This window comes from Eleftheria terrae, from assembly GCF_030419005.1.
GTDB lineage: Bacteria > Pseudomonadota > Gammaproteobacteria > Burkholderiales > Burkholderiaceae_C > Caldimonas > Caldimonas terrae.
Genome location: NZ_CP106951.1, coordinates 3,628,438 through 3,653,347, shown reverse-complemented (window position 1 = coordinate 3,653,347; position 24,910 = coordinate 3,628,438). Strand labels below are relative to the sequence as shown.

At 69.8% G+C, this 24,910-nt stretch carries 24 protein-coding genes; 9 read left to right on the top strand and 15 right to left on the bottom strand.

The genetic code is table 11. The annotated features are described in order from the left end of the window. Window positions 1-86: 86 nt before the first annotated feature. Window positions 87-2,075 carry a methyl-accepting chemotaxis protein gene (locus tag N7L95_RS16165; protein ID WP_301256285.1) on the top strand — a complete coding sequence of 663 codons (1,989 nt, stop codon included), beginning with the start codon at window positions 87-89 and terminating at the stop codon, window positions 2,073-2,075. A 125-nt stretch (window positions 2,076-2,200) separates the two neighbouring features. Next, window positions 2,201-2,980, top strand: a complete 780-nt coding sequence (locus N7L95_RS16160) for a TorF family putative porin (protein WP_301256284.1) — start codon at window positions 2,201-2,203, stop codon at window positions 2,978-2,980. A 22-nt stretch (window positions 2,981-3,002) separates the two neighbouring features. On the opposite strand, the gene N7L95_RS16155 is transcribed toward N7L95_RS16160, so the two are convergent. From N7L95_RS16155 to N7L95_RS16135, 5 genes are all read right to left on the bottom strand, one after another. Next, on the bottom strand, window positions 3,003-3,677 hold the full coding sequence (locus N7L95_RS16155; protein ID WP_301256283.1) for a CAAX prenyl protease-related protein: 675 nt from the start codon (window positions 3,675-3,677) through the stop codon (window positions 3,003-3,005). Between the two features lie 117 nt (window positions 3,678-3,794). Beyond that, complete coding sequence (locus tag N7L95_RS16150) at window positions 3,795-4,304, bottom strand: class IV adenylate cyclase (protein WP_301256282.1); 510 nt, start codon at window positions 4,302-4,304, stop codon at window positions 3,795-3,797. 8 nt (window positions 4,305-4,312) lie between these two features. Beyond that, window positions 4,313-6,199 carry an MFS transporter gene (locus tag N7L95_RS16145; protein ID WP_301256281.1) on the bottom strand — a complete coding sequence of 629 codons (1,887 nt, stop codon included), beginning with the start codon at window positions 6,197-6,199 and terminating at the stop codon, window positions 4,313-4,315. Window positions 6,200-6,227: 28 nt separating this feature from the next. After that, window positions 6,228-6,881 carry a hypothetical protein gene (locus N7L95_RS16140; RefSeq protein WP_301256280.1) on the bottom strand — a complete coding sequence of 218 codons (654 nt, stop codon included), beginning with the start codon at window positions 6,879-6,881 and terminating at the stop codon, window positions 6,228-6,230. 29 nt (window positions 6,882-6,910) lie between these two features. After that, entirely contained in the window at window positions 6,911-7,378 is a 468-nt protein-coding gene (locus tag N7L95_RS16135; RefSeq protein ID WP_301256279.1) for a YiaA/YiaB family inner membrane protein, read from the bottom strand. Between the two features lie 138 nt (window positions 7,379-7,516). Between N7L95_RS16135 and N7L95_RS16130 the strand changes: the two genes are divergently transcribed. Next, window positions 7,517-8,260, top strand: coding sequence for a helix-turn-helix domain-containing protein (locus N7L95_RS16130; protein WP_301256278.1), 744 nt, complete (start codon window positions 7,517-7,519; stop codon window positions 8,258-8,260). Window positions 8,261-8,362: 102 nt separating this feature from the next. Here the strand turns inward: N7L95_RS16130 and N7L95_RS16125 are convergent, their stop codons facing one another. Both N7L95_RS16125 and N7L95_RS16120 read right to left on the bottom strand, forming a co-directional pair. Continuing rightward, window positions 8,363-9,202, bottom strand: a complete 840-nt coding sequence (locus N7L95_RS16125) for a ChaN family lipoprotein (protein WP_301256277.1) — start codon at window positions 9,200-9,202, stop codon at window positions 8,363-8,365. 9 nt (window positions 9,203-9,211) lie between these two features. After that, window positions 9,212-10,150, bottom strand: coding sequence for a LysR family transcriptional regulator (locus N7L95_RS16120; RefSeq protein WP_301260165.1), 939 nt, complete (start codon window positions 10,148-10,150; stop codon window positions 9,212-9,214). A gap of 101 nt (window positions 10,151-10,251) precedes the next feature. On the opposite strand from N7L95_RS16120, the gene N7L95_RS16115 reads away from it, so the two are divergent. Beyond that, on the top strand, window positions 10,252-10,893 hold the full coding sequence (locus tag N7L95_RS16115) for an NAD(P)-dependent oxidoreductase (protein ID WP_301256275.1): 642 nt from the start codon (window positions 10,252-10,254) through the stop codon (window positions 10,891-10,893). Between the two features lie 86 nt (window positions 10,894-10,979). Here the strand turns inward: N7L95_RS16115 and N7L95_RS16110 are convergent, their stop codons facing one another. From N7L95_RS16110 to N7L95_RS16085, 6 genes are all read right to left on the bottom strand, one after another. Further along, window positions 10,980-11,753: a ferredoxin--NADP reductase gene (locus N7L95_RS16110; RefSeq protein ID WP_301256274.1), complete on the bottom strand. Its 774-nt coding sequence runs from the start codon at window positions 11,751-11,753 to the stop codon at window positions 10,980-10,982. Window positions 11,754-11,890: 137 nt separating this feature from the next. Further along, window positions 11,891-13,375 (bottom strand): TonB-dependent siderophore receptor, encoded by a 1,485-nt coding sequence (locus N7L95_RS16105; RefSeq protein ID WP_301256273.1) that lies wholly within the window; start codon window positions 13,373-13,375, stop codon window positions 11,891-11,893. A 2-nt stretch (window positions 13,376-13,377) separates the two neighbouring features. Further along, complete coding sequence (locus N7L95_RS16100) at window positions 13,378-14,037, bottom strand: TonB-dependent receptor plug domain-containing protein (RefSeq protein WP_301256272.1); 660 nt, start codon at window positions 14,035-14,037, stop codon at window positions 13,378-13,380. 530 nt (window positions 14,038-14,567) lie between these two features. Next, entirely contained in the window at window positions 14,568-14,987 is a 420-nt protein-coding gene (locus tag N7L95_RS16095) for an ExbD/TolR family protein (RefSeq protein WP_301256271.1), read from the bottom strand. A gap of 18 nt (window positions 14,988-15,005) precedes the next feature. Beyond that, the gene (locus N7L95_RS16090; RefSeq protein WP_435870023.1) at window positions 15,006-15,755 is read right to left on the bottom strand and encodes a MotA/TolQ/ExbB proton channel family protein; all 750 of its coding nucleotides are present in this window, start codon (window positions 15,753-15,755) and stop codon (window positions 15,006-15,008) included. 30 nt (window positions 15,756-15,785) lie between these two features. Further along, on the bottom strand, window positions 15,786-16,520 hold the full coding sequence (locus tag N7L95_RS16085; protein WP_301256269.1) for an energy transducer TonB: 735 nt from the start codon (window positions 16,518-16,520) through the stop codon (window positions 15,786-15,788). A 455-nt stretch (window positions 16,521-16,975) separates the two neighbouring features. Between N7L95_RS16085 and N7L95_RS16080 the strand changes: the two genes are divergently transcribed. Next, a complete protein-coding gene (locus N7L95_RS16080; RefSeq protein ID WP_301256268.1) occupies window positions 16,976-17,695 on the top strand; it encodes a PEP-CTERM sorting domain-containing protein in 720 nt (239 codons plus the stop codon). Between the two features lie 722 nt (window positions 17,696-18,417). Beyond that, window positions 18,418-18,903, top strand: a complete 486-nt coding sequence (locus N7L95_RS16075) for a hypothetical protein (protein WP_301256267.1) — start codon at window positions 18,418-18,420, stop codon at window positions 18,901-18,903. Window positions 18,904-18,939: 36 nt separating this feature from the next. On the opposite strand, the gene N7L95_RS16070 is transcribed toward N7L95_RS16075, so the two are convergent. Continuing rightward, window positions 18,940-20,103, bottom strand: coding sequence for a YncE family protein (locus N7L95_RS16070; protein ID WP_301256266.1), 1,164 nt, complete (start codon window positions 20,101-20,103; stop codon window positions 18,940-18,942). Window positions 20,104-20,542: 439 nt separating this feature from the next. On the opposite strand from N7L95_RS16070, the gene N7L95_RS16065 reads away from it, so the two are divergent. The 3 genes from N7L95_RS16065 to N7L95_RS16055 all read left to right on the top strand — a co-directional run bounded on the left by N7L95_RS16065 (window position 20,543) and on the right by N7L95_RS16055 (window position 24,362). Further along, window positions 20,543-22,183 carry a serine/threonine protein kinase gene (locus N7L95_RS16065; protein ID WP_301256265.1) on the top strand — a complete coding sequence of 547 codons (1,641 nt, stop codon included), beginning with the start codon at window positions 20,543-20,545 and terminating at the stop codon, window positions 22,181-22,183. Continuing rightward, on the top strand, window positions 22,180-23,397 hold the full coding sequence (locus N7L95_RS16060; protein WP_301256264.1) for an OmpA family protein: 1,218 nt from the start codon (window positions 22,180-22,182) through the stop codon (window positions 23,395-23,397). The genes N7L95_RS16065 and N7L95_RS16060 overlap by 4 nt, the downstream gene beginning before the upstream one ends. A 140-nt stretch (window positions 23,398-23,537) precedes the next feature. Continuing rightward, window positions 23,538-24,362 carry a YaeF family permuted papain-like enzyme gene (locus tag N7L95_RS16055; protein WP_301256263.1) on the top strand — a complete coding sequence of 275 codons (825 nt, stop codon included), beginning with the start codon at window positions 23,538-23,540 and terminating at the stop codon, window positions 24,360-24,362. A 287-nt stretch (window positions 24,363-24,649) separates the two neighbouring features. Here the strand turns inward: N7L95_RS16055 and minE are convergent, their stop codons facing one another. Beyond that, window positions 24,650-24,907 (bottom strand): cell division topological specificity factor MinE, encoded by a 258-nt coding sequence (gene minE / locus N7L95_RS16050; RefSeq protein WP_301256262.1) that lies wholly within the window; start codon window positions 24,905-24,907, stop codon window positions 24,650-24,652. Between the last annotated feature and the right edge of the window lie 3 nt (window positions 24,908-24,910).

Here is a 24,910-nt window from a genome sequence, read left to right as displayed (position 1 = left end):
GCGCCCCCTGGCGTGACGTAGTACCTCAAGCGCCGGCGCCAGCCGGCCGAAAACGGAGTACGTCATCCCAGAACGCCTGCCCTGCCATGCATGCCCGCCAGACCCTGCCCGCCGCTGTGATCACCGCGCCGGCAGCACGCGCTCCCCGTACCAGCTTCCTGCCGTGGAACCGCTGGTCCATCAAGACCCGCCTGAGCGCGGCGGCCAGCGCCTGCGCGGTGGCCAGCCTCGTCATCACCTGCGCGGTCATCGGCGTGCGTGCCAGCGACATGGCCGAGCGCGACGCCGCCGAGCTGGCGCGCCGCGCGGCGCGCAGCGTGGCCCAGCAGGTGGAGGGTGAACTGAACACCACCTACACGGTGATCGAGGCCCTCGCCCAGGCCCAGAAGGACGCGAAGGAGCACGGCCCTGCGCTGAGCCGCGAACAGATCGACAACATGTCGCGCGCCACGCTGGAGGCCAAGCCGAGCTGGCTCGGCACCTACTCCACCTGGGAGCCCAATGCGCTCGACGGCCGCGACGCCGAATACGCCAATGCACCGGCCCACGACGCCACCGGCCGCTATATCGCCTACTGGACGCGCGGCTCCGGCACCATCGCGGCCGAGCCGGGCGGCGACACCGAGACCGCCGGCATCAACGACTGGTACGACATTCCCCGCCGCACCAAGAAGAACGCGCTGATCGAGCCCTATCTCTACAAGGTCGGCGGCAAGGACGAATTGCTCACCTCGCTGGTGACGCCCATCCTGGTCAACGGGAAGTTCGTGGGCGTGGTGGGGGCCGACTACCTGCTCAAGGGCCTGTCCGAGCGCCTCGGCAAGATGCCGTCGGTGCCGGACGGCCGCATCAGCCTGGTCTCCAACGGCGGCCTGTACGTCAGCCACACCGACCTGCCACGAATCGGCAAGAAGGCCGAGGACATGCCGGCCGACGCGATGCAGGCGGTACAACAGGGCCGCGACCATGAATGGATCGACAGCACCGGTTGGGTCCACGTGCTGGTGCCGGTGCGCGCCTCGGCCGATGTGCCGGCCTGGAGCCTGCAGGTGTCCTACCCGCTGGCCACCGCCCGGGCCGGCGCACGCGCCCTGCTGGCCACCACTGCCGCCATTGCCGCGGTGTGCGCCTTGATCACCGGTGTGCTGCTGGTCGGCCTGATCGCCCGCATGCTGAGGCCGCTGTCGCGCCTCACCGCTGCAGTGGAAGACCTGGCCAGCGGCAACAGCAACCTGCGCGTGGAGCTGCCGGTGCGCGGGCATGACGAGCTGGCCCGCATCTCGCGCGCCTTCAATGCCTTCGTGGCCAAGCTGCGCGTTGCCTTCGGCGAGGTGCACGACGCCGCCGGCGGCGTGGAGCTGGCGGCACGCGAGATTGCCTCCGGCAACGCCGACCTGTCGCACCGCACCGAAGAACAGGCTGCCAACCTGCAGAGCGTGGCTTCGTCGATGGATGAGCTCACCGCCGCCGTGCGGGCCAATGCCGACACCGCCAACGAGGCCACCCGGCTGACCTCCGGCGCCGCCGTCTGCGCGCAGCGCAGCGAGCAGGTGATGGGCCAGGCAGTGGCCAGCATGGAAGGCCTCAGCGCGGCCAGCCGGCGCATTGCCGACATCACCGCGGTGATCGACTCCATCGCCTTCCAGACCAACATCCTCGCGCTCAACGCCGCCGTCGAAGCGGCCCGGGCCGGCGAGCAGGGCCGCGGCTTCGCGGTGGTGGCCTCGGAGGTGCGGACGCTGGCACAGCGTTCGGCCACCGCCGCCAAGGACATCAAGCACCTGATCGACGACTCGGTGCAGCGCGTCGGCGAAGGCAGCCAGCTGATCCGGGACACCGGCAGCTCGGTGGCCGAGCTGGTGCAGGCGGTGAACAACGTCAGCACCTTGATCCGCGACATCAGCCTGTCGGGCCAGGAGCAGTCGGCCGGCATCGCGCAGGTCGACAGCTCGGTGGCCGACATCGACCGCATGACGCAGCAGAACGCCGCGCTGGTGGAGGAAGCGGCCGCCGCCGCGGACGCCCTTCGGCAGCAGGCCCAGCGCCTCACGGCGACGGTGGGCGGCTTCCTCTGAGCGCCAGCCCGGCGCCCGACGCTCGCCCCCCCGTCCCGACGGCCTCGTCCCTTGCAGCGAGCGTTCGCCCCCGGCGCCAGCGCTCGCCCCTCTTCGCCCTCTTTGCTTCCGCAGGAACCACTGCCATGAACCGCCCCTTCACCTCCCGCCTTGGCCTGGCCCTGCTGGGCTGCATCGCCACCGCGGGCGCTGTCGCCCAGGAGGCCGCACCGGCCTCGCCGTTCAGCGCCAACCTCGCCTTCACCACCAACTACGTCTCGCGCGGCTTCACGCAGAGCTGGTCGCGTCCGGCGCTGCAGGGCGGCGTGGACTACGTGCATGCCAGCGGCATCTACCTGGGCACCTGGCTCTCGACGCTGAGCGACAGGGAATTCCGCGACGGCCACCTGGAGTGGGACCTCTACGGCGGCTACAACGGCACCGTGGGGGCGCTCGGCTACACCGCCGGCCTGGCGTACTACGCCTATCCCGGCAGCTCCTCCCCGCTGGTGGACGGCAAGCGCTACGACTATGCCGAGCTCAAGCTGGGCCTGAACCACGGCAGCCTGTCGGCCACCTACTACCGCACCCTCACCCAGCGCTGGTTCGGCACCTTCGACGATGCGCGCGGCTCGGGCTATGTCGACCTGTCCTTCAACCCGCAGTTTGGCGATGGCTACACCCTGCAGCTGCATGCGGGCATGGGCCGGGTGAGCCACCATCGCGAAGCCAACTGGCACGACGTGAAGCTGGGCGTGAGCAAGGCGCTGCCGCAGGGCTGGTCGGTCGGCGGCGCGGTGACGCGCGCCTGGGACCGCGACGCCTACTGGACCGGCGCCGACTTCGACGCCGACCCGCAGGGCACCGTCTACACCAAGCGCCTGGGCAAGACAGCGCTGGCGCTGACCGTCAGCAAGACCTTCTGAGCGACGGCCGCCGAACGGCGGCTCACCAGAAGGCCCACTGGCCGGTGCGCACCACCCACACGCCGAGCACGCCGTTGGTGACGGCATGCGAGATCACCGGCACCCACAGCTTGCCGGTGTGGCGGTACAGCCAGGCATAGGCCAGGCCGGCGACGATGGCGGCCAGCCACAGCGTGTGGGCCAGCGCGAACACGCCGGTGGACAGCGCGATGGCCTTCAGCCCGACGCGCCGCGGGTCCACGCCCTCGAACTGCGGCTGTTCGACCCAGCGCATCAGGAAGGCGCGCCAGAACAGCTCCTCCATCACCGGCACCAGCAGCGCCGCGCCGATCCAGCGTACCGTGATCAGCGGCCAGTCCAGCCGGCCCTCGGCATCCACCGGGATGAAGGAGGCGGTCGGCTCGCCCACCACCATCCACGGCAGGTCCATGTGGATCCACAGCCCGAACACCGCCAGGCCGACGGCGATGGCGAGCAGCCATTCCTTCAGGCCGGGCCAGCTGCCGCGCGCCAGCTCGGTGTATTCGCGGCGGAAATACAGCAGCAGCCCGCCGACCGCGGCCACGCCGACGCCATAGATCCAGCGGCCGTCGATCGCCCCGCCCTCCGGCACGGCACCGCGCGCCACCAGCAAGGCCATGAACAAGGCAAACGGCGCAATGCGCGCGAGCGCGGCGCGGGACAACTGCAACGGCATCGGTATCCCCTGGGACAAGCGTGTCAAATGGGCGCAAGGATGCCGCAGCTTGATGGGGATGAACTTGTCAATTCGTATCAGTGGTGTCCCAAGCGGTACACAGCTGAGGCAAGTACTTCAGGCCGCGAGCAGGTCGACATAAGCGCCGGCGAGCAGCGCGGCGGGCGGGATGCCGAGCGCCGCGAGCAGGTCGCGGGCACAGGCTTCGCCGTCGGCCTCGGCCTCGCCGTCGGCCAGCACCACCTCCAGCTCCAGGAAGCTGCCCAGGCCCTCCACCTCGTCCAGGTGCACCCGGGTGCGGCCGATCAGGTAGAGCGTGCGGCGCTTGCGCACCCGTCCCGTCACGCCGAGCGCCTGCGCGAGCACCTCGCGCAGGCGGGCCGGCTCGGCGCTGCGGGTGATCTCGTAGTGCGAGCATTTGGGGCCGGCCTGGTCGGCACGGCGGTAGAAGATCAGCTCGCCCTGGCCGTCGGCAAATTCGCGCAGCTTGAGGCGGCCGGCCTCGTTGCGGAAGAAGGTGTCGTCCTGCTGCAGTTGCACCGGCCCCTGGTCGGCCAGCGGGCGCACTCGCTGCTCCAGGGCCGCCAGGTCGGCCACCCGGGCCTTGATCTCGACATTACGCGCCATCGCCGGCCTCAGCGCGCCAGCAGTGCAGCCACCCGCTCGCGCAGCAGCGCCGGGCTCATCTCGGCAGCGGCGATCGGCTCGCCGGCCACCACGCCGACCGCGCTGAACATGCCACGCCGGAACGGCCGCACCATGGCCTGGCCGCGCTCCACCCGGGAGAAATAGGAGCCCCACAGGTTCTGCAGTGCGACCGGCACCACCGGCGCAGGCTGCGCGGCCAGGATCTTCATGATGCCGCCCTTGAACTCCTGGAGCTCACCGTCCCGTGTGATGGCGCCTTCCGGGAAGATGCCCAGCAGGTCGCCTTCGCGCAGCACGCGCTCGGCCTCGGCGAAGGCACGCTCGTAGGTGGCCGGGTCTTCCTTCTGCGGCGCGATCGGGATGGCACGCGCCAGCTTGAAGAGCCAGCCCAGCACCGGGATCCTGAAGATGCGGTGATCCATGATGAAGACGATGGGCCGCGGGCTGGCCGCCATCAGCAGGATGGCATCGACGAAGCTCACATGGTTGGCTGCCACGATGGCCGCGCCCTGGGACGGGATGTGCTCGTCGCCGCTCACCCGGAAGCGGTAGATGCAGCGCGACAGCACGAAGGCGACGAAGCGCAGCAGGTATTCCGGCACCAGCATGAAGATGTAGAAGCTCACCACCGCGTTGAGCAGGCCGGTGACCAGGAACACCTGCGGGATGGTGTAGCCCGCCTTCAGCAGCCCGCCAGCCATCACCGCGCTGGCGATCATGAACAGCGCATTCAGGATGTTGTTGGCCGCGATGATGCGGGCCCGGTGGCTCGGCTGGGCACGCAGCTGGATGAGGGCGTACATCGGCACGCTGTACAGGCCGGCGCACAGGCTCAGCAGCAACAGGTCGGCCAGCACGCGCCAGTGGCCCGGCTGCGCGACGAAGCTCGCCAGCGTGTGCGTGCTGCCGCCGGCCAGGCCGCGCGAGGCGAAGTACAGGTCGATGGAGAACAGGCTCATGCCCAGCGCGCCGACCGGCACCAGGCCGATCTCGACATGCCGGCGCGACAGTGTCTCGCACAGCAGCGAGCCGGCGCCGATGCCCACCGAGAACACCACCAGCAGCAGCGAAGCCACCTGCTCGTTGCCATGCAGCACCTCCTTGGCGAAGGAGGGGAACTGCGACAGGAAGACCGCACCGAAGAACCACATCCACGAGATGCCGAGGATGGAGCGGAACACCGCCACCTCGCGGCGTGCCAGCGCGAGGTTGCGCCAGGTCTCGGTGAACGGGTTCCACTGGATGCGCAGCGCCGGATCGGTGGCCGGCGACGCGGGCACCTGCTGCGCGGTGAGGCGGCCCAGCACCGCCAGCCCGAAGCAGGTGGCCGCCACATACTGCGGGCCGGTCCCCGGCACCGCGATCAGCAGGCCGCCGGCCACGTTGCCAAGCAGGATGGCCACGAAGGTGCCCATCTCCACCAGGCCGTTGCCGCCCGTCAGCTCGCGCTCGCCCAGGTGTTGCGGCAGGTAAGCGTACTTCACCGGCCCGAACAGGGTCGAGTGCAGGCCCATCAGGAACACGCAGCCCAGCAGCACCGCCACCTGTTGCGCGATGAAGCCCCAGCCGGCCAGCGCCATGATGGCGATCTCCAGCCACTTGACGAAGCGGATGAGGCGCGCCTTGTCGTGCTTGTCGGCGAGCTGCCCGCTGGTGGCCGAGAACAGCAGGAAGGGCAGGATGAACAAGGCGCCGATGGCCAGCCCGGCGAGGTCGGCCGGCAGCCACGCCACCTGTAGCTGGTAGGTCACCAGCACGGTGAAGGCGAACTTGAAGAGGTTGTCGTTGCCGGCGCCGAGGAACTGCGTCCAGAAGAAGGGGGCGAAGCGGCGTTGGGACAGCAGGGCGAACTGGCTGGGATGCTCGGTGCTCATGGCTCGAAGTCGGATGGCGGCGGGCGGCTCAGGCCGGCCGGGGCGCGGGGGCGTCGCCGCCGGCCGCATGGCGTCGCTGCGATTTGACCAGCACCAGGGCCCAGATGTACTGGCTGAGTACAAATACGGGCAGCGCCAGCCAATAAAACCACAGCCAGCCATAGCCACGCTGGGTCGTCTCGAAGCCCACCGGTGCCTGCACCAGCAGCCGCACCGGTTCGCCCTGCAGCGACGGCGCCACCGAACGGACGGTGACTTGCACCCGGCTGAGGCCCGGGGGCAGCCGCAGCGTGGCGCCGGGCGGCTGCGGCAGCGCCACCCAGTGGTGGTCCTCGCGATGGCGGGCCGATACCTCCACCTGCACCGCCCCGGCATGGCTTTGCAGCCGCAGGCCAGCGTCGCCACCGGCCCCCTCGCCCGCCGCCGGCTCCAGCGGCAGGTGGCGTGGCGCCAGGCCGAACTGCACGCCCATCGCCAGGGTGTGGCCGAAGACGCTCCTGACGTCGACCGACACTGCCTGGCCCGGCTGCAGCCGCAGCGGCACCGACACCGGGCTGGAGGCCAGCTGCCCGGCCCCGTAGTAGGCGGCCATCAGCACGCTGACCAGGCCCCAGGCCAGCCAGGCCCACAGCAGCGGCCGGCGGCACGCGGCCGCGGCGCCTTGCCTGCGCTCGTCTTGCATCACGGTCTCCCGGTCAACGGCGCGGTGGCTCAGGCGGCGTCGGTCGGGGACGCCGCGCCGCGTGCGGCCAGCTCGTGCAGGCGGGCCTGCGCGAGATCGGCCTCGTGGTTGTCGCGCAGTGTCTTGGCCAGCGTGAACACGCTGGAGATCAGGAACACCCAGCAGACCGCCAGGCAGGCCTTGTAGGTGGCATCCACCTGCATGCGCCAGAGGCCCCAGCCGGTCAGCCCCATCGCCAGCACGAAGCCACCCCACACCACGAGCTTCCACAACGGGGTGTCGGTGCGGCGCGTCTCGTTGTCGCGCACGAACTTCGACAAGGCAAAGGCGGTGGACAGGCAGAACACATAACCCATCACCATGAACGCGCGGTGGATGTCCTGGCCGGGCAACCAGGCCAGGCCGAAGGCACACAGCGTCACCGCGGTGCCGAAGGAGATCCACACCTGGGCCTTCCAGGCCGGGGTGTCGCGACGGATGGCAGGGGAGTTGCGCATGCAAGCCTCAAGGCTGTTGAACATGGCGCGCATCGTGCCGGGCCAGCCGGCAACGAGCAATGAAACGATACGTCGTCGCCAACATCGCGCCCACAGGTATCTTCAGGAGATACTTCAGGCTGGAGAGGAATCAAGCACATGAGCACCACCCTGGACCTGATCAGCGCGCTCAAGGCCGAACTCAAGGCCGCCGGCATCACCTACGCCGAGCTGGCTCCGCAGCTCGGCATGGCGGAGTCGAGCGTGAAGCGCATCTTCGCCAAGGGCGACATGCCGCTGTCGCGCATCGACGAGATCTGCCGCGTGCTGAAGATCGACTTCGCCGACCTGGCCCGCCGCGTGGCCGATGCACAGCCGCTGCGCCGCGAGCTGACGCTGGAGCAGGAGAAGGCGGTGATCGCCGACCGCCGGCTGCTGCTGGTGGCCATCTGCTGCCTGAGCCAGTGGACCTTCGAGCAGATCATCTCGACCTACACCCTGAGCGAGGCCGACACGGTGAAGTACCTGGCCCAGCTTGACCGCATCGGCATCATCGAACTCAAGCCGATGAACCGCTACCGCTTGAAGGTGGCCAAGGGTTTCCGCTGGCGGCCGCACGGGCCGGTGATGAGCTACTTCCGCCAGGACGTGGTGGACGACTACTACAGCGGCGGCTTCGACGGCGAAGGCGAAATGCTGACGCTGGTGCACGGATCGATCGGCAAGAGCCTGGCCAACCTGTTCAACGAGCGGCTGCAGCGGGTGGCGCAGGACTTCGCCCAGCAGCACCTGGCCGACCAGAAGCTGCCGGCCTCGCAACGGGCCCCCTACACGCTGGTGATCGGCATGCGGTCCTGGCTGTTCGCTGCCTTCCGCGACTTGAAGCGCAGCCAGAACGCCTAGCAGTGACGCGGCAGCGGCACTCGCCATGAGCTGCGCCAGGAGCCGGAACCAAGCGGCCGTGCCGACTCCGTGCCGCGGCTGCGCCGCGCCCGAAGGCCCGCCTCAGGACGAAGCGGCTGGCGCTGAGGCTGGGGCCGGCATGCCACGCTGCTTGAGCGCGGCACAGTGGTCGACCGGCGGTGCCGGCAGCGCCGGGCGCCGCTCGTCGAAGCCCGCCGCGGCGGCAGCCGCCTCGTCCTCGTTGGAGGTGAAGGCAATGCTGCGCACCCGCAAGCCGGGCGCCACGGCCGGCAGCTGCAGCGGCACCCCGGTCTCGCGCGAGGCATGCACCGAGCCGCTGAGCATCAGCACCACCGCATCGGCCTCGCCGCCGGCCGCCGCCTGCGCCAGCGCCTCGGCCAGGCTGCGGTCGCGCGCCAGCTGCATGCGCACCATGGGCTGCAGCTGGGCCTCGGGCAGCAGGCCGCAATGGCCGTCGCGCACCGCCTCGCGCAGGCGGTCCTGGGCCGCGGCCGGCACGGCGTGGTCCCAGCGTGCCTGCAGCATGGCGTCGCGCATCTGATGGCGTGGCAGGTTGCCGCCCAGCACCGGCCGGCCGGCCCGCACCGCCTGCATCACCACCTCGCGGTAGCGGGCCCAGGGCCAGGCCTGCTCGTTCCAGGCCAATGCCCGGCGCACCTCGGCCTCGCCAGCCTGGGCGGGCAGCCCGGTGGTGGCCCGCCCGCGTTCGGCCATCTCCAGCACCACCGCCTGCAGCCGGCCGGCGGCGGCCAGCCGCCGGACCTCTGCGGCGGCCTGGCGCTGGTGGTCCTCGTGGTCATGGCGCTCCCCCAACAGCCAGGCTGAGGGGGCCGCAGCCGCAGCCGGCGGCAAGCCGGTGAACAGCAGGCTCAGCAGCAGGCTGGGAAGCAGCGAGCGGCAGGCAGGTGGCAATGAAGGCATGTCGTGATGCTAGCGCCCCGGCGCGCCCGCGGCCGCCAGCTGGGGCCACAGGCGGCTGCCGCGCAGTCCCTGCAGGTAGGCCTGCAGTGCGGCAATGGCATGCCGCACCTTGGCGGGCTGGGTGTCGCGTTGGGGCGTGACGGCATACATCGGCAGCGACGCCGGCCGCCAGTCGGGCAGCAGGATCACCAGCGCCCCGCTTTGCAGGGCCGGCTCGATGTCCTGCAAGGCCAGCACCGCCAGGCCCAGGCCCGCCTCGCACAGCTGTTGCAGCGACAGCTGGTTGTTGCTGGTGGCACGCGCCCGCACGCGCAGCCGCTCGGTGCTGCCATGCGGGCCGATCAACTCCAGCGCCGGCGCCGGGCCCCGTCCGTCCAGGCGCAGCCAGTCGTGCGCAGCCAGTTCCTGCGGCGTGGCAGGCACGCCGCGCTGGGCCAGGTAGCCGGGCGACGCGCAGATCATGGTGTCGAGCTCGATCAGGCGCTGGGCCACCCAGCTCGAATCTGGCAAGCGGCCGAAGCGGATGGCCAGGTCGATGCGCGCATCCACCAGGTCGATCAGTGCGTCGTCCACCTGCAGGTGCAGCGTGAGCCCCGCGTTGCCAGCCAGCAGCGGCGCCAGTGCCGGCCCCAGGTGCCGGGCAAAGCCGACCGGCGAGGCCACCCGCAGTTCGCCGAGCGGCGCGTCGCGCATCTGGGCCAGCTGCTGGCCGGCGCTGCGGGCGGCGGCCAGCATCGCGGCGCAGCCGGCATGGAAGCGCTCGCCCGCCTCGGTGAGCTGCAGCTTGCGGCTGGACCGGTGCAGCAGCGTCACGCCCATTTCGCGCTCCAGCTGGCGCACCTGCTGGCTCACGGCCGAGGTGGTGGTGCCCAGCGCCCGGGCCGCGGCGCTCATCGAGCCGTGCTCCACCACGCTGGCCAGCACGGCCATGCGCTTGAGCTGTTCGATCATGAAGATTTTCTAAACCAGGAATGGCGATTGCGCAGACTAGTGTAGGACCGCTTCAGGTCTTATCGTTCTGCACATCCCAACCACACAGGACATCTCTGATGAAAGTCGCTCTGATCGGTGCTACCGGTTTTGTCGGTTCCGCCCTGCTGGAGGAAGCGCTGCAGCGCGGCCACCATGTGACCGCGCTGAGCCGCGATCCCTCCCGGCTGGCGCCGCAGGACCACTTGAGCGCGGTGCAGGCCGACGTGCTCGATGCCGCCCAGGTGGCTCGCGCCGTGGCGGGCCACGACATCGTGCTCAGCGCCTACAACGCCGGCTGGAAGAACCCGGACCTGCACGACGAGTTCCTGCGCGGCACACGCGCCATCATCGAAGGCGTGAAGCAGGCGGGCGTGAAGCGCTTGCTGGTCGTCGGTGGCGCGGGCAGCCTGTATGTCGCCCCGGGCGTGCAGTTGGTCGACACACCCGACTTCCCGGCCGAATGGAAACAAGGGGCCCTGGCCGCCCGCGAGGCGCTGGAGATGGTGCGCCGCGAGGCCGAGCTGGAATGGACCTTCGTCTCGCCGGCCATCCTGCTGGAGCCCGGGCCGCGCCGCGGTGGCTTTCGCCTGGGGGGCGACGACGTGCTGATGGACGGCGACCAGCCGGGCCGCCTGAGCGTGGCCGACCTGGCGGTGGCCATCGTCGACGAGGTGGAGCATCCGCAGCATGTGCGCCGTCGCTTCACCGCGGCCTATTGAGCGCACGGCGCGCCGCGCCCGTTGCCAGGAAGAAAGGGGCCCGCGGGCCCCTTTGTGTTTGGTGTGTGGCTGCAGCGGCCGCCGCGTCACTGGTCGGCGAAGGCCCGCTCGATCACGTAGTCGCCCGGCGTGTGGGTGTTGCCTTCGTGGAAGCCCCGCTCGTCGAGCAGGGTCTTCAGGTCCTTCAGCATCTGCGGGCTGCCGCAGATCATCACCCGGTCGTGCTCGCGGTCGAGCGCGGGCAGGCCCAGGTCGGAGAACAGCTTGCCGTTCTCGATCAGCGTCGTGATGCGGCCCTGGTTGCGGAACGGCTCGCGCGTGACCGTCGGGTAGTACAGCAGCTGCCGCGAGGCCAGCTCGCCAAGGAACTCGTGGCCCGGCAGTTCCTGGGTGATCAGGTCCTGGTAGGCCAGCTCGTTGACCTGGCGGCAACCGTGCACCAGCACCACCTGCTCGAAGCGCTCATAGGTGTGCGGGTCGCGGATCACGCTCAGGAACGGTGCCAGCCCGGTGCCGGTGGCCAGCATGTACAGCCGCTTGCCGGGCAGCAGGTAGTCCAGCAGCAGCGTGCCGGTGGGCTTGCGCCCGACCAGGATCGTGTCGCCTTCCTTCAGGTGCTGCAGCCGCGAGGTGAGCGGGCCGTCGGGCACCTTGATGCTGAAGAACTCCAGGTGCTCTTCATAGTTGGCGCTGGCCACGCTGTAGGCGCGCAGCAGCGGCTTGCCGTTGACCTTCAGCCCGATCATCGTGAAATGGCCGTTCTGGAAGCGGAAGGCCTGGTCGCGGGTGGTCGTGAAGCTGAACAACCGATCGGTCCAGTGACGGACGCTCAACACACGTTCTTCGTTGAAGGCACTCATGGCGTTGGGAAGGCAGGCGGAAAACGAGGAAGATCCTGAGGGAATCGATGATACAGACGAATCCGAAATGGATCACCCATACAGAAATTACTTCTTGATCTAAGTAAGGGGTCCGTCACGAACTCGCCGGATTCCGGTCAGAAGTCGATCTGGGCGCTGGCGCGCACGGTGCGCGGCGCGCCCTGGGTCAGGATGAAGCCCCAGCTGCCTTGCCAGTAGGCCCGGTCGGTCACGTTGTCCACGTTCAGGCGGAAGGTGGTGTCGTGGCCGCCCAGGCGGGTCTGGTAGCGGGCACCGAGGTCAAGCAGGGCATAGCTGTCCAGCATCACCGTGTTGGCCGAATCCAGGGCGCGGCTGCCGTGGTACTGGGCACCGGCGTTCAGGCTCAGGCCGGGCAGCGCCGCCACGGCGTACTCGGCATAGACGCTGGCCTGCGTGCGCGGGGCGCCTTCGGCCCGCTTGCCGTCGACGCCCGCGGCCGCCTTGGTGTTCTTGGCGTCCAGCCACATCAGCCCACCGGTCACCGTCCAGGCGGGGGTCAGGCGCGCCTTGGCCGACAGCTCCAGGCCCTGGTAGCGGGCCAGGCCGTCCTGGGTGAAGCGGCGGTCTTCCGGGCGAATGTAGTGCAGGCCACGGTCGAGTCGGAACAGCGCGGCCGAGGCGCCCCAGTCGGCATGGTCGGTCTTCACGCCGATCTCGTACTGCTTGCTCTTGAGCGGCGGCATCGTCTCGTTGGGATTCGAGGCGCTGCCGTCGGACGGTGCCGACTGGCCCTGCTCCAGCGATTCGACATAGCTGCCGTAGACCGTGACCGGCTCGACCGGCTTGAACAGCACCGCAACAGTCGGCGTCAGCACGGTCTCGTGATAGGGCTCGGAGGAGCGGCTGCCGTCCCGGTTGTAGGCGGCCTGGCGGAAGTCGGTATAGCGCAAGCCCACGATGGCCGACCAGCGCGGGTCGAAGGTGATGGTGTCGCTCGCGAACAAGGCTTGCTGGCGCACCATGCCGTCGCGCAGCATCGCGCCCGTGCCGGGCAGGGGCACCGGCTCGAAGCGGGCGCCGCTGCCGAGCCGACCCATGCCCAGCAGGACGCCGTCGAAGCCCGTGCCGCCGGACGGCCGCTCACCGCTGGAAGCGCCGAGCACCAGGGCGTGCTGCAGCGTGCCGGTGGACAGTCGGCCGTTCAGCAAGGCCTGCCATTCACGCCCGCGGAAGCGCCCCCGGCTGTCGTACTGGAACTCGGCGTAGTCGCCATCCGGCTCGGTGAAGAGCACGCTGTTGCGATTGATGCGCTCCTGGCGCGTCTGCCGGAAAGACAGGCGCAGGTCCCAGTCCGACGACAAGCGCCAGTTGAGCTCGCTGCCGAACAGCTCGTACCGGGTGCCATACCAGGAGAACGGCGATGCCAGGCGGCGGCTGCCATCGATCACCGGCAGCTCCACCGGCGTGTAGCCCACGCCCACCACGCCGTAATAGGCGCCGTTGACCTTGCGGTCCTGGTACAGCGTGTCCACCGACCACACGATGTCCGGCGTGAGGCGCCAGTCCAGCGCCAGCGAGGCGGAGTCGCGCTGGATCTGGCCGCCGTCGTCCACGTAGGTGTCGCCCTCTTCGTGCACCACGTTCAGCCGCCAGCCAAAGCGATCACCCTCGCCGAAGCGTCCCCCAGGTCGCCATGCAGCTTGCCGGCACCCGCACTGGTCACGCCGGCCGTCAGGCTGCCCTTGAAGCCGCTGGCCGGCGCGCGCTTCGTCACGAAGTTGGCCGCGCCGCCCGGCGTGCCGAAGCCGTACAGGAAGCCACCCGCGCCCTTGAGCAGCTCCACCCGCTCAAAGTGCTCCAGCGGCAGTTCGCTGCCCCAGTTGGGAATGCCCAGGCCGTCGATCTTGTAGCCGTTGTGCAGATCGATCTGCAGGCCACGCACCGAGATGCCGGCGGCCTCGCCGGAGATGCCGTTGTTGATGGCAGTGACCGCGGCATCGCCCTTCAGCGCCTCGGCGATCGAGGTCGCCTGCTTGTTGCGCACCAGCTCCTGGGTCACCACCTCGACGGTGAACGGCGTGTCCTGCAGCGACTTGTCCCCCAGCGCCCCCGCGCTGTTGCTGCGCGCGCGATAGGCGGGCGCGCTGCGGGATCCACTGACCTTCACCTCGGGCAGGCTCTGGTCGGACTGCGCCATGGCAGGGGCAGCGCACAGCAGCGGCCAGACCGCTGCCAGCGCCAGGACCAACGGGCGCGCCGCCCAAGGGGAAGACACCGGGAACGAGGCGATTCGAATGCTCATGGCCAAGGTAAGGAAAGAAGCGAACAGGGAAGGAAGGCAGGAAGATGAGGGAGGCGCTGGAAGGCTTTCAGCTCACCGGCCGCAGCACGCCGAACGCGCCCGTGTCTCGCCACCCAACCGGGCGGCGACATACGGCGCATCCACGTCACCCGGCGGGCGCGGTTGCCCAATCGCAGCCCCGACAAGGCGGGCACGGCGGCGCGGCCCCTCCCGCCGCGCAGCGGCAGGCGCGTGCCCGGCGAAGTGCGCCAAGCCGGCGCTGCAGGAAGCCGGGCGGCGGGCAGGATCGGCAGCGGTGGCAACGGGCAAGGGCATGGCAGGCGCTCCAGCGAACGCAGGTCGGAGTGCCTTGCCTGGGCTGGACCGACGCATGGCGCGTCCACCGCCTGGGTAATGGCAGGGGAAACAGGCGGCGCCCGGCTCGGCCACCGGCGCCAGGGGGCGCCACAGGGCACCTTTGGCACGGTCTAGACCGCAGCGTGCCGCCTGCACCCGCTCAGCGAGACCCGGGCGCAGGCCGGCAGCGCAGCCTACTTCTGCTCGGGCTCGCTGATAAAGCCGATCTTGCTCAGCCCGGCCTTGGAGGCATCGGCCAGCGTCTCGGCCACGTAGCGGTAGGGCACGCTCTCATCGGCGCGCAGGTGCACTTCAGGTTGCGGCTGCTTCTGCCCTTCGGCAGCGAAGCGCTTGGCAGCCTCCTCCCGGCTGATGACCTCGCCGTTCCAGAAGCGGGTGCCCGAAGCGTCGATCGCGAATTCCAGCTTGTCCGGCTTGAGCTGGTTTGCTTCGGCGGTCGCCTTGGGCAGGTCGAGCTTGACCGCGTGGGTCAGCAACGGCGCGGTGACGATGAAGATCACCAGCAGCACCAGCATCACGTCGATGAGCGGCACCATGTTGATCTCGGCCATCGGCGCGCCGGAGGACTTGTTGTCGAAACTGGCGAAAGCCATCTCAGCATCTCCTCAAGATCAGGCGGCTTGCGCCGGATTCGGCTTGCCGAGGTTGAGCGGGCGCACGTTCTCGCTCTTGAGCGACTGCCCCATCGACAGGAAGGTGAACAGCTCGAAGGCGAAGGCGTCCAGCTTGGCCGCCAGCACACGGTTGCTGCGCGTCAGCCAGTTGTAGCCCATCACCGCCGGGATGGCGACGGCCAGGCCGATGCCGGTCATGATCAGCGCCTCGCCCACCGGGCCGGCCACCTTGTCCAGCGTGCCGGCGCCGCTCATGCCGATGGCCACCAGCGCGTGGTACACGCCCCACACGGTGCCGAACAGGCCGACGAAAGGCGCCGTGGCGCCCACCGTGGCGAGCACGGTCAGGCCGTTTTCCAGGCGCATCGTCTCCTCGTCCAGCGTCTTCTTGATGGTACGGGTCAGGAAATCCTGCGCACTGCCGGCTTCTTCCAGCTTGGCGGCGCCGTACTTGGCATGGTGGGCCTGTGCATGCATCGCGTGGGCGGTCAGGTGCGAGAACGGGTCATGCACGCCATGGGTGGAGATCTCGTTCTGCACCGCTTCCAGCGAGCTGGCATTCCAGAAAAAGCTCAGGAACTGCTCGCTGCGCTTCTTGCGCACGAACTGCGTGATGCCTTTCATGATGATCAGGTACCACGAGACGGCCGACATCAGCAGCAGCATCACGAGCAGTCCCTTGCCGACCACGTCGGCCTGCGCGATGAAGTGGCCGAAGCCGAGGGAGGTGGAGGGGTTCACGGTCAATTCTCCAGTTCAGGAATCAGTTCGGTTCAATCAATCGAGTTCGTAGACGAAGGGCACCTCTGCCCAGACGCTTTCCGGCTGTCCGTCGCGGGTGACCGGCCGGAAGCGGGCCGCGCGCATGCCGTTGACGGCTGCGTCGTCCAGCCTCGGGAAGCCCGAGGACTTCTTCACCTGCACCTGCACCGGCCGCCCGGTGGTGTCGATCAGGACCCGCAGCAGCACGCGGCCGCTCTCGCCCAGCCGCTGCGACTGCACCGGATACATGCGGGACGCCGGCACCAGGTACTGCAGGTCGCTTTCGGTGACGGTACGCGGCGGCGGCGGGGGCGCGGGCGGTGCCGGGGGAGCCGGGGGCGCAGGAGGGGTCTCGGCGACGGCCGGCGACGGTGGCGGCGGCTCGATCGGCGGCGGCGGTGCGACAAAGGGTGCCGGGGCCGGCGTGGGCGGCGCCGTCACGATCGGTCGCGGCGCGGGCGGTGCCTTCGGCTGCGGTTTGGGGGGTTGAGGCGGCGGCGGGGGCGGCGGCGGCACCGGGGCCGGCGGCGCAGGGTGGATGAAGTCGACGAAGATGGGGGCGGCTTCGCCCACCGCTTCGCGCACCGCATCGATCTGCATCAGTCCCCAGGCTGCGGCCAGGTGCGCCACGACCACGGCGCCGATGGCGGCCACCCGCTCGGCGCCCGAGGGAGCGGTCCCGTAGCCGCCAGCCAGCCGACCGGGGTCGAGATCCGGGGCTCGGACAGGAGCAGGCGCGGAGGTTTTCATCGAAGTCACGTGAACGGCCATAAATGCGAACGATTCGCATTGTAGTTCCAAGGTGTGAACACCGGCCTTGACGATGTGCATGTTTCGCACACATTGCTCCGGGATATGGCATTCCCGGAGCGCTCCGGCAGGCGCTACCCGGGACCTTGCAGCACTCGCCTCCTCAGGCCGCAGGCCGGCCAGGCCAGCGGCACTTCAGCAGGACGATGGCCCTTGCCGCGCAGGCCCTCCACGGACGACAGGCGACGTGCTGGCACCCCAGGCTGTCACCGGCCGCCGCCCGGCCCCGGTCCCTGCAAGCTCCGGCCGCGCCAGCGGCAGCCCTCCTCTTCGTCACTTGCCGTTTCGCTCCGTCACCTCTGATACCTTTTTCCCTGATTCCGGGGGTGCACAAGCGAGGGCCGGGCGCCGCACCATCCGCACCTGAAAAACAGCTCAACAGCCCAGGAGGGTTCATGACCAGACGCTCTTCGAGCCTGGCGCTCGGCGCCATCCTCGCCCTGGCCGCTTCGGCCAGCGTGGCGGTGCCGCTCGCGCCGCAGGACTACCGCTATGTCGAATTGCCCGGCACTCCGGGCGCGGCACGCGCTGGCCAGCTGCTGGAGGACGAGACGGTGCGCTTCGACTACGCGCACTTCAAGGACGCCCAGCACCAGGACCTGCCGATGGGCGGCACCATCCGTTCGCAGGTGGTGCGGGCGGCCGACGGCACGGTCGACTTCCTGTGGCACATCACGACCGACACCAACGCCTCCGGCAGCGACGACATCTTCCGGCTGAGCAACTTCTACGACGCACGCTACAGCTACAACGTCGACTACCTGGCCGACGGCCCGGGTTCGGTGGCGCCTCACCATGTGCTGATGCTCGGCGAGGAAACCGCGGCCTGGGAGACCACCCTCTGGGGCCGTGAGCGCAAGCCGGGCGACATGGACTTCTTCTTCGCGTCGGAGCTGTCCGAAGGACGCTCGTCCTATGTCTTCTTCATCGACACGAACGCCACCTCCTACGCCCGCGTCGCGACGATGAGCCTCAATCCGGCTGAAGCCTTCATGGCCGGCTCCGGCGACTATGCGGTGTTCGCTCCGGTGCCCGAGCCCGCCTCGCTGGCCTTGACGGCCGTCGGCCTCGGCTGGCTGGGCATCAGCGCCTCCCGCCGCCAGCGCCGCCGCTGACCACAGCCGCAGCCGCAGCCGCATCATCCCGCAAGGCGGGAGCGCCCGCCAAAGAAATGGCCTGCCCGTCACCGCAGGGTGAAGGGCAGGCCGGCAAGGCAACCACTGCAAAGTTGGCAGGGCAGTCTACTGTATTTTCATACAGTGTCTCAAGCTCGAATCAGGCGATGTGCGCGGCTATCGCCCCTGGATGCTCGTCACTCGCCAGCCGCTCATCATCGCCGGCTTGCGCTGCCGGCCTGTCCTCGCCGCATGCGCCGAGCCAGCGCCTGACCCCGCGTCCATGGCACGGGTGCTGGGCTGCCCGTGCGATGGGGCTCCGCCGGCGGCCGCCCGGGGGCCATGCAGGCGGGCGCCCTCCGGCCGGCTTCGGTGCAGACGCTCCCGCGCTGCGCCAGCCTGGCGCCGCAGGGTTGGAAACGCCCCTTGGTAGTTCTTACATACGCGCCCCATCGGGCGGTTGATACACTGGCTTTTGCCACTGGCGCCCGGGTGCCGCATGTGCTGGTGTCGTCGCCCCGCCCGCCTTCGATCGATTGCGCCGCCTGTGCCTGGCCTTGAGCCGGCTTTCGGTGTTGCGGGTTGCCTGCCCCTTCCCAGCAACCGGCACCGGCGGCCTGTTGCAAGGAACGCGCAATGGTGATGAAAATCCGAGCCCCTCTTGCCTCGCATGCCGTGGCAAGCCTGCGCCCCGGCGCCCCACCTCTCGCGGTAAGGTCACGATGAGCAGCTTCACCCCGCTTGCCTCGCACTTCGGCGCTGCCGACGTCTGGCTGCTCGATGCCCTGCAGACGCACGACCAGAACCTGCGTGCCGTGTTGTGCACGCTGACCCGCCACGGCGTGGCCTTCCGCCAGATGCAGCCCGACCGCTCGGCCGGCTGGCTGGACACGCTGAACGTGCACCCGCTGTACAAGGGCGCGCAATTCCTGTTCGACGTGCTCGAATGGGAGGACTACATCCTCGACGGCCCGCAGCCCGCGCCGCTGGACCGCAAGGCCCTGCTTGCCGCGCTGGAGCGCCTGCCGGCCGGTCTGCGGCAGTTGAAGCCGGGCACCCACCTGGCGGCAGCCGCCCTGCCCCGGGCCCCCGCAATCACACCGCCCGACCCGCTGCCCGAGATCGAGCCGGGCTTCCACCTTTTTCGCGATCTCGCGCTCGGGCTGCTGTCCATCGTGCTCGCCGAATACGACCGCCTGCACCGCTAGCGGCAACGGCCCGGCTCACACCGGGCCGCCGGCGACTCACCCTCCCGCCGAAGACAGCAGGCGCAGCACCTCCGGCGGCACCCGGCCGAGCCGGCTGCGCTGCGGATAGGCGCCCACCCGCACCCGCAGCACCTCCCGCGCACCGGCGTATTCGATCACCGAGACAGTGCCGTCCTTGCTGTTGGAGACGAAGCAATGGCGGCCGTCGGCGCTGCTCGTCGCCCAGTACGGCAGATTGCCGGAGGGCAGGATGCGGTCGGTGGTCATGGCCGGCACCGACACGATGGCAATGTAGTTGTCGATCGTGCCGGCCAGGCACAGCTTGCTCTCGTCGCCCGACATCGCCAGGCCATGGTGGGCCGAGTTCTGTGGATAGCCGTCCTCGTCGGGGAAGTGCTGCCGGGCCCAGTCGCTCAGCGGCAGCTCGACTTGCTGCAGCACCTGGCCGGTGTGCATGTCGACCTTGGCATAGCCGTTCAGGTAGGACAGCTGCGTGTACAGCAGCCGGCCGTCGCGCGTCACCACGTTCGGTCGGATGCCGAAGGGCAGCGTGAAGCTGCGCACCACCTGCAGGGACTGCGCATCCACCACCGTCATCTGCTTGCGGCCCTTGAGGAAGTTCAGGTCGCGCGGCAGCAGGACGTTGCCGATGCTGGTGTTGTAGATCAGCCGCCCATCCGGTGAATAGTCGTTCTGGTGTGGAAAGTCGCCGGTGGCGAAGCGCCCCGCAAGCGCCCCGGTGCGGGTGTCGATCACGAAGGCCTGGTTCTCGCTGGAGGCCGACACCACGATGCGCCCGCCATCCGGCGAGATGCCCATGTGGTCCGCATTGATGCCAGGCAGCGCATGCCGCCACAACAACGGATGGCCCGGCTGGGTCAGGTCCAGCGCCACCACGTCCACCAGGTTGGATCGTGAGACATACAGGGTGCGACCGTCGGGCGAGAGGGCGAGGTCATCGACGAACCGGTCGCCCCCCTTCTGCAGCTTCACCACCTCGTAGACCGCGCGTCGCAACGGGTCCATCTCCAGCAGGCGCTGTCGCAGGTCGGGAATGACGTTGACGGAGCCCAGGTTGTCGAAGCCGCTGCCGTCGATGAAGCTGACGGTGCCGGCCTCCGAGTTGCCCACCATCAGCACCGCGCGCTCCTCCTGCGCGGCCGCTGGCCAGGGCACCAGCAGCGCCGCCAGTGTCGCCACCCAGCCTGCCGCGCGATGCCGTCGCGTCGGCCGGGCATCAGCACTCCTCCATCCCCATGCGCGCACGAGGCGCCGGCACCAGGAACTGCATGACATGTCGTCTCCTTCGCCGTGCCCGGCGGCTCACCCCCCGCCTGCGGGGGCGTCACCTATATAGGCGACACGCCGGGCCGTGCCGCTCGTCTACAGTGGCGCCACGCAGGCCCCGGGCCGGCGTGGCGTCGCCGTTTTATCCGCTGGCCCACCGGCCTCGGCAATGACGGCGCAGCGCCCGCCGCGGGCCCTGCCGTCGCAGGGATCACCCCCCGCATGGGGGATGCCGGCCGAGGGTCGGCCCGATGGTTCGGTCCGGTGATCGCGCGACAATGAGCGCCCGTTTCAGGCCAGGCGTTTGCGCCACACGCGCCCGACCTGAAGCTGCCTTGGCAAGAGAATCGCAATGACTTCGGCCCCTGAAGACGACGAGCGCACCATCATCGGGACCTCGGCTCGCCCCCCCGCCCGCCCTCAGGAGCCGGCCGTCGACTTGCCGATGAGCCACACCCTGCCTGCCGGGACCCGGCTCGGCGAGTTCGAGATCGTCGGCCTCATCGGCGAAGGCGGCTTCGGCATCGTCTACCTGGCCTACGACCCGTCGCTGCAGCGCCAGGTGGCCTTGAAGGAGTACATGCCGTCGGCACTGGCCTCGCGCTCCGTGCTCACCGCCACCGTGGCGCCGAAGTCGGAGCGCCACCTCGAGACCTTCAACATCGGCCTGCGCAGCTTCGTCAATGAAGCCCGCCTGCTGGCCCGCTTCGACCATCCTGCGTTGGTCAAGGTGCACCGCTTCTGGGAGGCCAACGGCACCGCCTACATGGTGATGCCCTACTACAAGGGCCCGACCCTCAAGCGCGCGCTGGCCGAGCGCCGCCAGGCCCCGGACGAAGCCACCCTGCGCGGCTGGCTGCAGCCGCTGCTCGACGCGCTGGCGGTGATGCATGCCGAGCAGTGCTTCCACCGCGACATCGCGCCCGACAACATCCTGTTGACCGACAGCGGCCCGCTGTTGCTCGACTTCGGCGCGGCCCGCCGCGTGGTGGGCGACATGACCCATGCCCTCACCGTGGTGCTCAAGCCGGGCTACGCGCCGATCGAGCAATACGGCGAGGTGCCTTCGATGACACAAGGCGCCTGGACCGACCTCTATGCCCTGGCCTGCGTCGTCTACTACGCCATCACCGGCAAGACGCCCATGTCCTCGGTGGAGCGCCTGATCGCCGACCGGCTCGAGCCGCTCAGCCGCATTGCGGCCGGCCGCTACAGCGATCGCTTCCTGCACGCCATCGACGCGGCGCTGGCCGTAAAGCCGCAGGACCGGCCACAGGACGTGGCAAGCTTCCGCGCGCTGCTGGGTGCCCCACCGGCCCCTGCGGCAGCCGCCGCTGCGCCGGCCGCCGCGGTGCCGGCTGGCGGCTCGGCACGCCGGCTGGGAGCCCCGCTCCTCGGCGGCGGCCTGCTGCTGCTGGCGGTGGCCGGCGGGGGGTGGTTCCTGACCGGCCAAAGGGCGGCCCGGGCGCCGGCTCCCGCCCCCGTTGAAGCGACCGCGATCCCCCCCCGCCTGCCGGCCGCGGAGCCGGCACCGGCCGCGCCCGCCGTGCCGGCCGCCGCCCCGACGCAAGCGGCTGCAGCGCCGCCCTCGCCGCAGGCGCTGCCGTCGGCTGCCCCGCCGCAGGGCCCCCAAGCTGCAGCGCCCGCCGCCGTGGACACACCGCCAGCGCCGGCCCGGTCCGACATTGGTGCGGCACCGGTCGCCGCACGCCCGTCGCCGCCCCCACCAGGCCAAGCGAAGGCCGAGGCGTCCGGGCGCGCGAACGAACCCGCGGTGCCGCGGACCCAGGCCGCCGCCCTGTCGCCCCGGCCCGACTCCACGCTGTCCGCCCGTCCAAAGCCGCGCGCCGAGGCGCCTCCCGCGAACGATGTCGAAGCCCGCGCCCCTCGGAGCGCGGCCGTGCAGACCCGTTGCAGCGACATTCTCCAGAAGGCCTCACTGGAGGCCCTGACCGACGAAGAAACCGTGTTCCTGAAAAGGCAGTGCAAATGAAGCAACCCGCAAGCACCAGGCAGGCCTCGCGCCTGCTCTCCTTCCTGACCGCCGTGGTGGCGGTGGCCCTGGCCGGCTGCGCTGCCCCGCAGGCGACCTCGCTGACCCACGAGCAACCGTTCGAGCAGGCGGTGGCCGAGGCCACCGATGGCCTGGTCTCGCAGACGCAGAAGCTGCCGGCCTTCCTCGCCAAGGTGGAGTCCAAGATCGCCAAGCGGGCGGTCGTGCTCGACCCCATGCTGGATGCCGGCAGTGGCCAGCAGACCATCGCCACCGAGCTGTTCGAGAAGCGCGTCACCGAACGCCTGACCACCAAGTTCGACCAGTTCGAGGTGCTGCCTTTCCAGTCGAGCAGCCTGAGCAAGGCCCAGTACCTCCTCACCGGCACGATGACCCGGGCGCCACGCACCAGCGGCAAGGGCAGCGCCATCAACCTGAACCTGGCCCTGACCGACCTGCGCAGCGGCAATGTGGTGGCCCAGTCCTCGGCCATCGCCCGTGACCAGGGCCTGGACCACAACCCGCTGCCCTATTACCGCGACAGCCCGGTGGTGGTGAAGGACAAGGTCATCGAGGGATACGTGCGCACCACCACCACCACCCCCGGCCAGCGGGGTGACGCCTTCTACCTCGAGCGCGTGGCCGCAGCCACCGTCATCAACGAAGCCACCGACCTCTACAACTCCGGCCGCTACCAGGACGCACTGGGCCGCTACCGCAGTGCGCTCGCCACGCCCGCCGGTGAGCAGCTGCGAGTGCTCAACGGCATCTACCTCAGCAACGTCAAGCTGGGCCGCCAGACCGAGGCCGAGCAGGCCTTCGCACGGGTGGTGGCCATGGGCATCGCCTACAACGAGCTGGGCGTGAAGTTCCTGTTCAATCCGGGCAGCACCGAGTTCTGGTCCGACAGCAAGATCAGCGGCGCCTACGGCATGTGGCTGCGCCAGATCGCCCGCGAAAGCAGTGCCGCCAAGACCTGCATGGACATCGTCGGCCACACCAGCCGCACCGGTTCCGACCAGGTCAACGACAGCCTCTCCCTGCAGCGCGCCAGCTACATCCGCCAGCGCCTGAGCAGCGAAGTACCGGAGCTGGCCGCCCGCACCAAGGCGGTCGGCATGGGCTCGCGCGAGAACATCGTCGGCAGCGGCACCGACAACGCGGTCGACGCGCTCGACCGGCGGGTGGGCTTCAAGATCGTCGCCTGCCCCTGATCCTGCGTCACGGCGCCGGCCTGCCGGCCCCGTGACGGCTGCAAGGCCGCACGCGCTGCCGCGGCCCTTGCCCCCTTTGCCCCTGCTTCCGGCCCGGGCCCCGCCTGCCGGCCTTCCACCCTCCTGCACCGCCACTTCCGATGTTCGCTTTCCCGCTCCGCCTGCTGCGCAGCGCGCGCCTGCCGGCGCTCATGCTGCTGATTGCTGCCGCCGCGACCGGCTGCGCCACCCGCATCGAGCAAACCACCGCGACGACCGAGGGCGAAGCCGAAGCCCGGCCCGGCCTGCGCATCCGCTTCCAGGACCGCAGCCTCTCGCCGGACAACGGCGGGCAGCGGGTCCCGGTGTCGGCCTTGCGGCCGGGCGACATCGTGCTGACGGCAAAGAACGGCCTCGCCTCGCTGGGCATCCGCCTGGCCACCCTGTCGCCCGTGAGCCATGCCGCGCTCTATCTGGGTGACGGTCAAATCGTCGAGGCGGTGGGCGACGGCGTGCGCCTGCGCCACATCGACGCCCTGATGGACGAGGAAGCGATGGTGGTGGCCTTCCGCCATCCGGGCACCACCGCCCAGACGGTCGCCGGGCTGCGCGAGTTCGCACAGCAGAAGGTCGGCAGCCGCTACGGCTATGTGGGGGTGCTGCTGCACGCGCCCTTCTCGATCGAGCGGCGGGTCTGCGAGCTGCCCCTGGTGCCGGGGCTGGTGCGTGAGTTCTGCATGCGCGGCGTTGCCCTGGTGCAACTGGGCAGCGGCAGCAACGACCGCTTCTTCTGCTCCCAGCTGGTGCTGGAAGCCTACCGCCATGCCGGCCTGCCGCTGACCTCGGCCCACCCCCGCTGGATCAGCCCGGCCGACATCCTGCACATGCGCGCCGGCGACGTGCCGTCGATGCAGGTGACCCAGCCGCTCGACTATGTCGGTCACCTGAAGTACCCCGTGGCCGGCGAGCGGGTGGCGTCCGAATAAGCGCAACGGAACGCGCCAGGCGAACGCGCCGCGGTTCGCGCCAACGCTCACCGCACCCCACCGCCGCAAGCGAGCGCGGTGCGGGTTCGAGCATCAGTTGTGCAGCGGAGCTTGCTGGACGGCCGCAGGGCGCGGGCCTCGACCCCCGCCCGCACTCGACGACGTCTCTGGCCACTCCAGGGCGGGCAACCGCGACCCAGCCGACCACGCCAGCAAGAGCCGGCAGGCGGCCAGCGCCTCGACGATGACCGTTGCGGCCAGTGAGGCAGTGTGCGCCGCCGCGCAGCTCAACGTGCGTCGGGCAGCTCGATCTTGACCTCCAGCACCTCCAGGTTTTCCTGGCGCTCCAGGTGGACCTTGATGTCATCCGGGCTGATGGAGACATACTTCGAGATCACCTCCACCAGCTCCCGCTGCAACTGCGGCAGGTAGTCCGGGCCACCGGATCGGCCGGAACGTTCGTGGGCCAGGATGATCTGCAGCCGCTCCTTCGCGACCGTTGCCGATTTCTTCTTTTCCCCAAGCAGGAAGGAGAGGAAAGACATGAG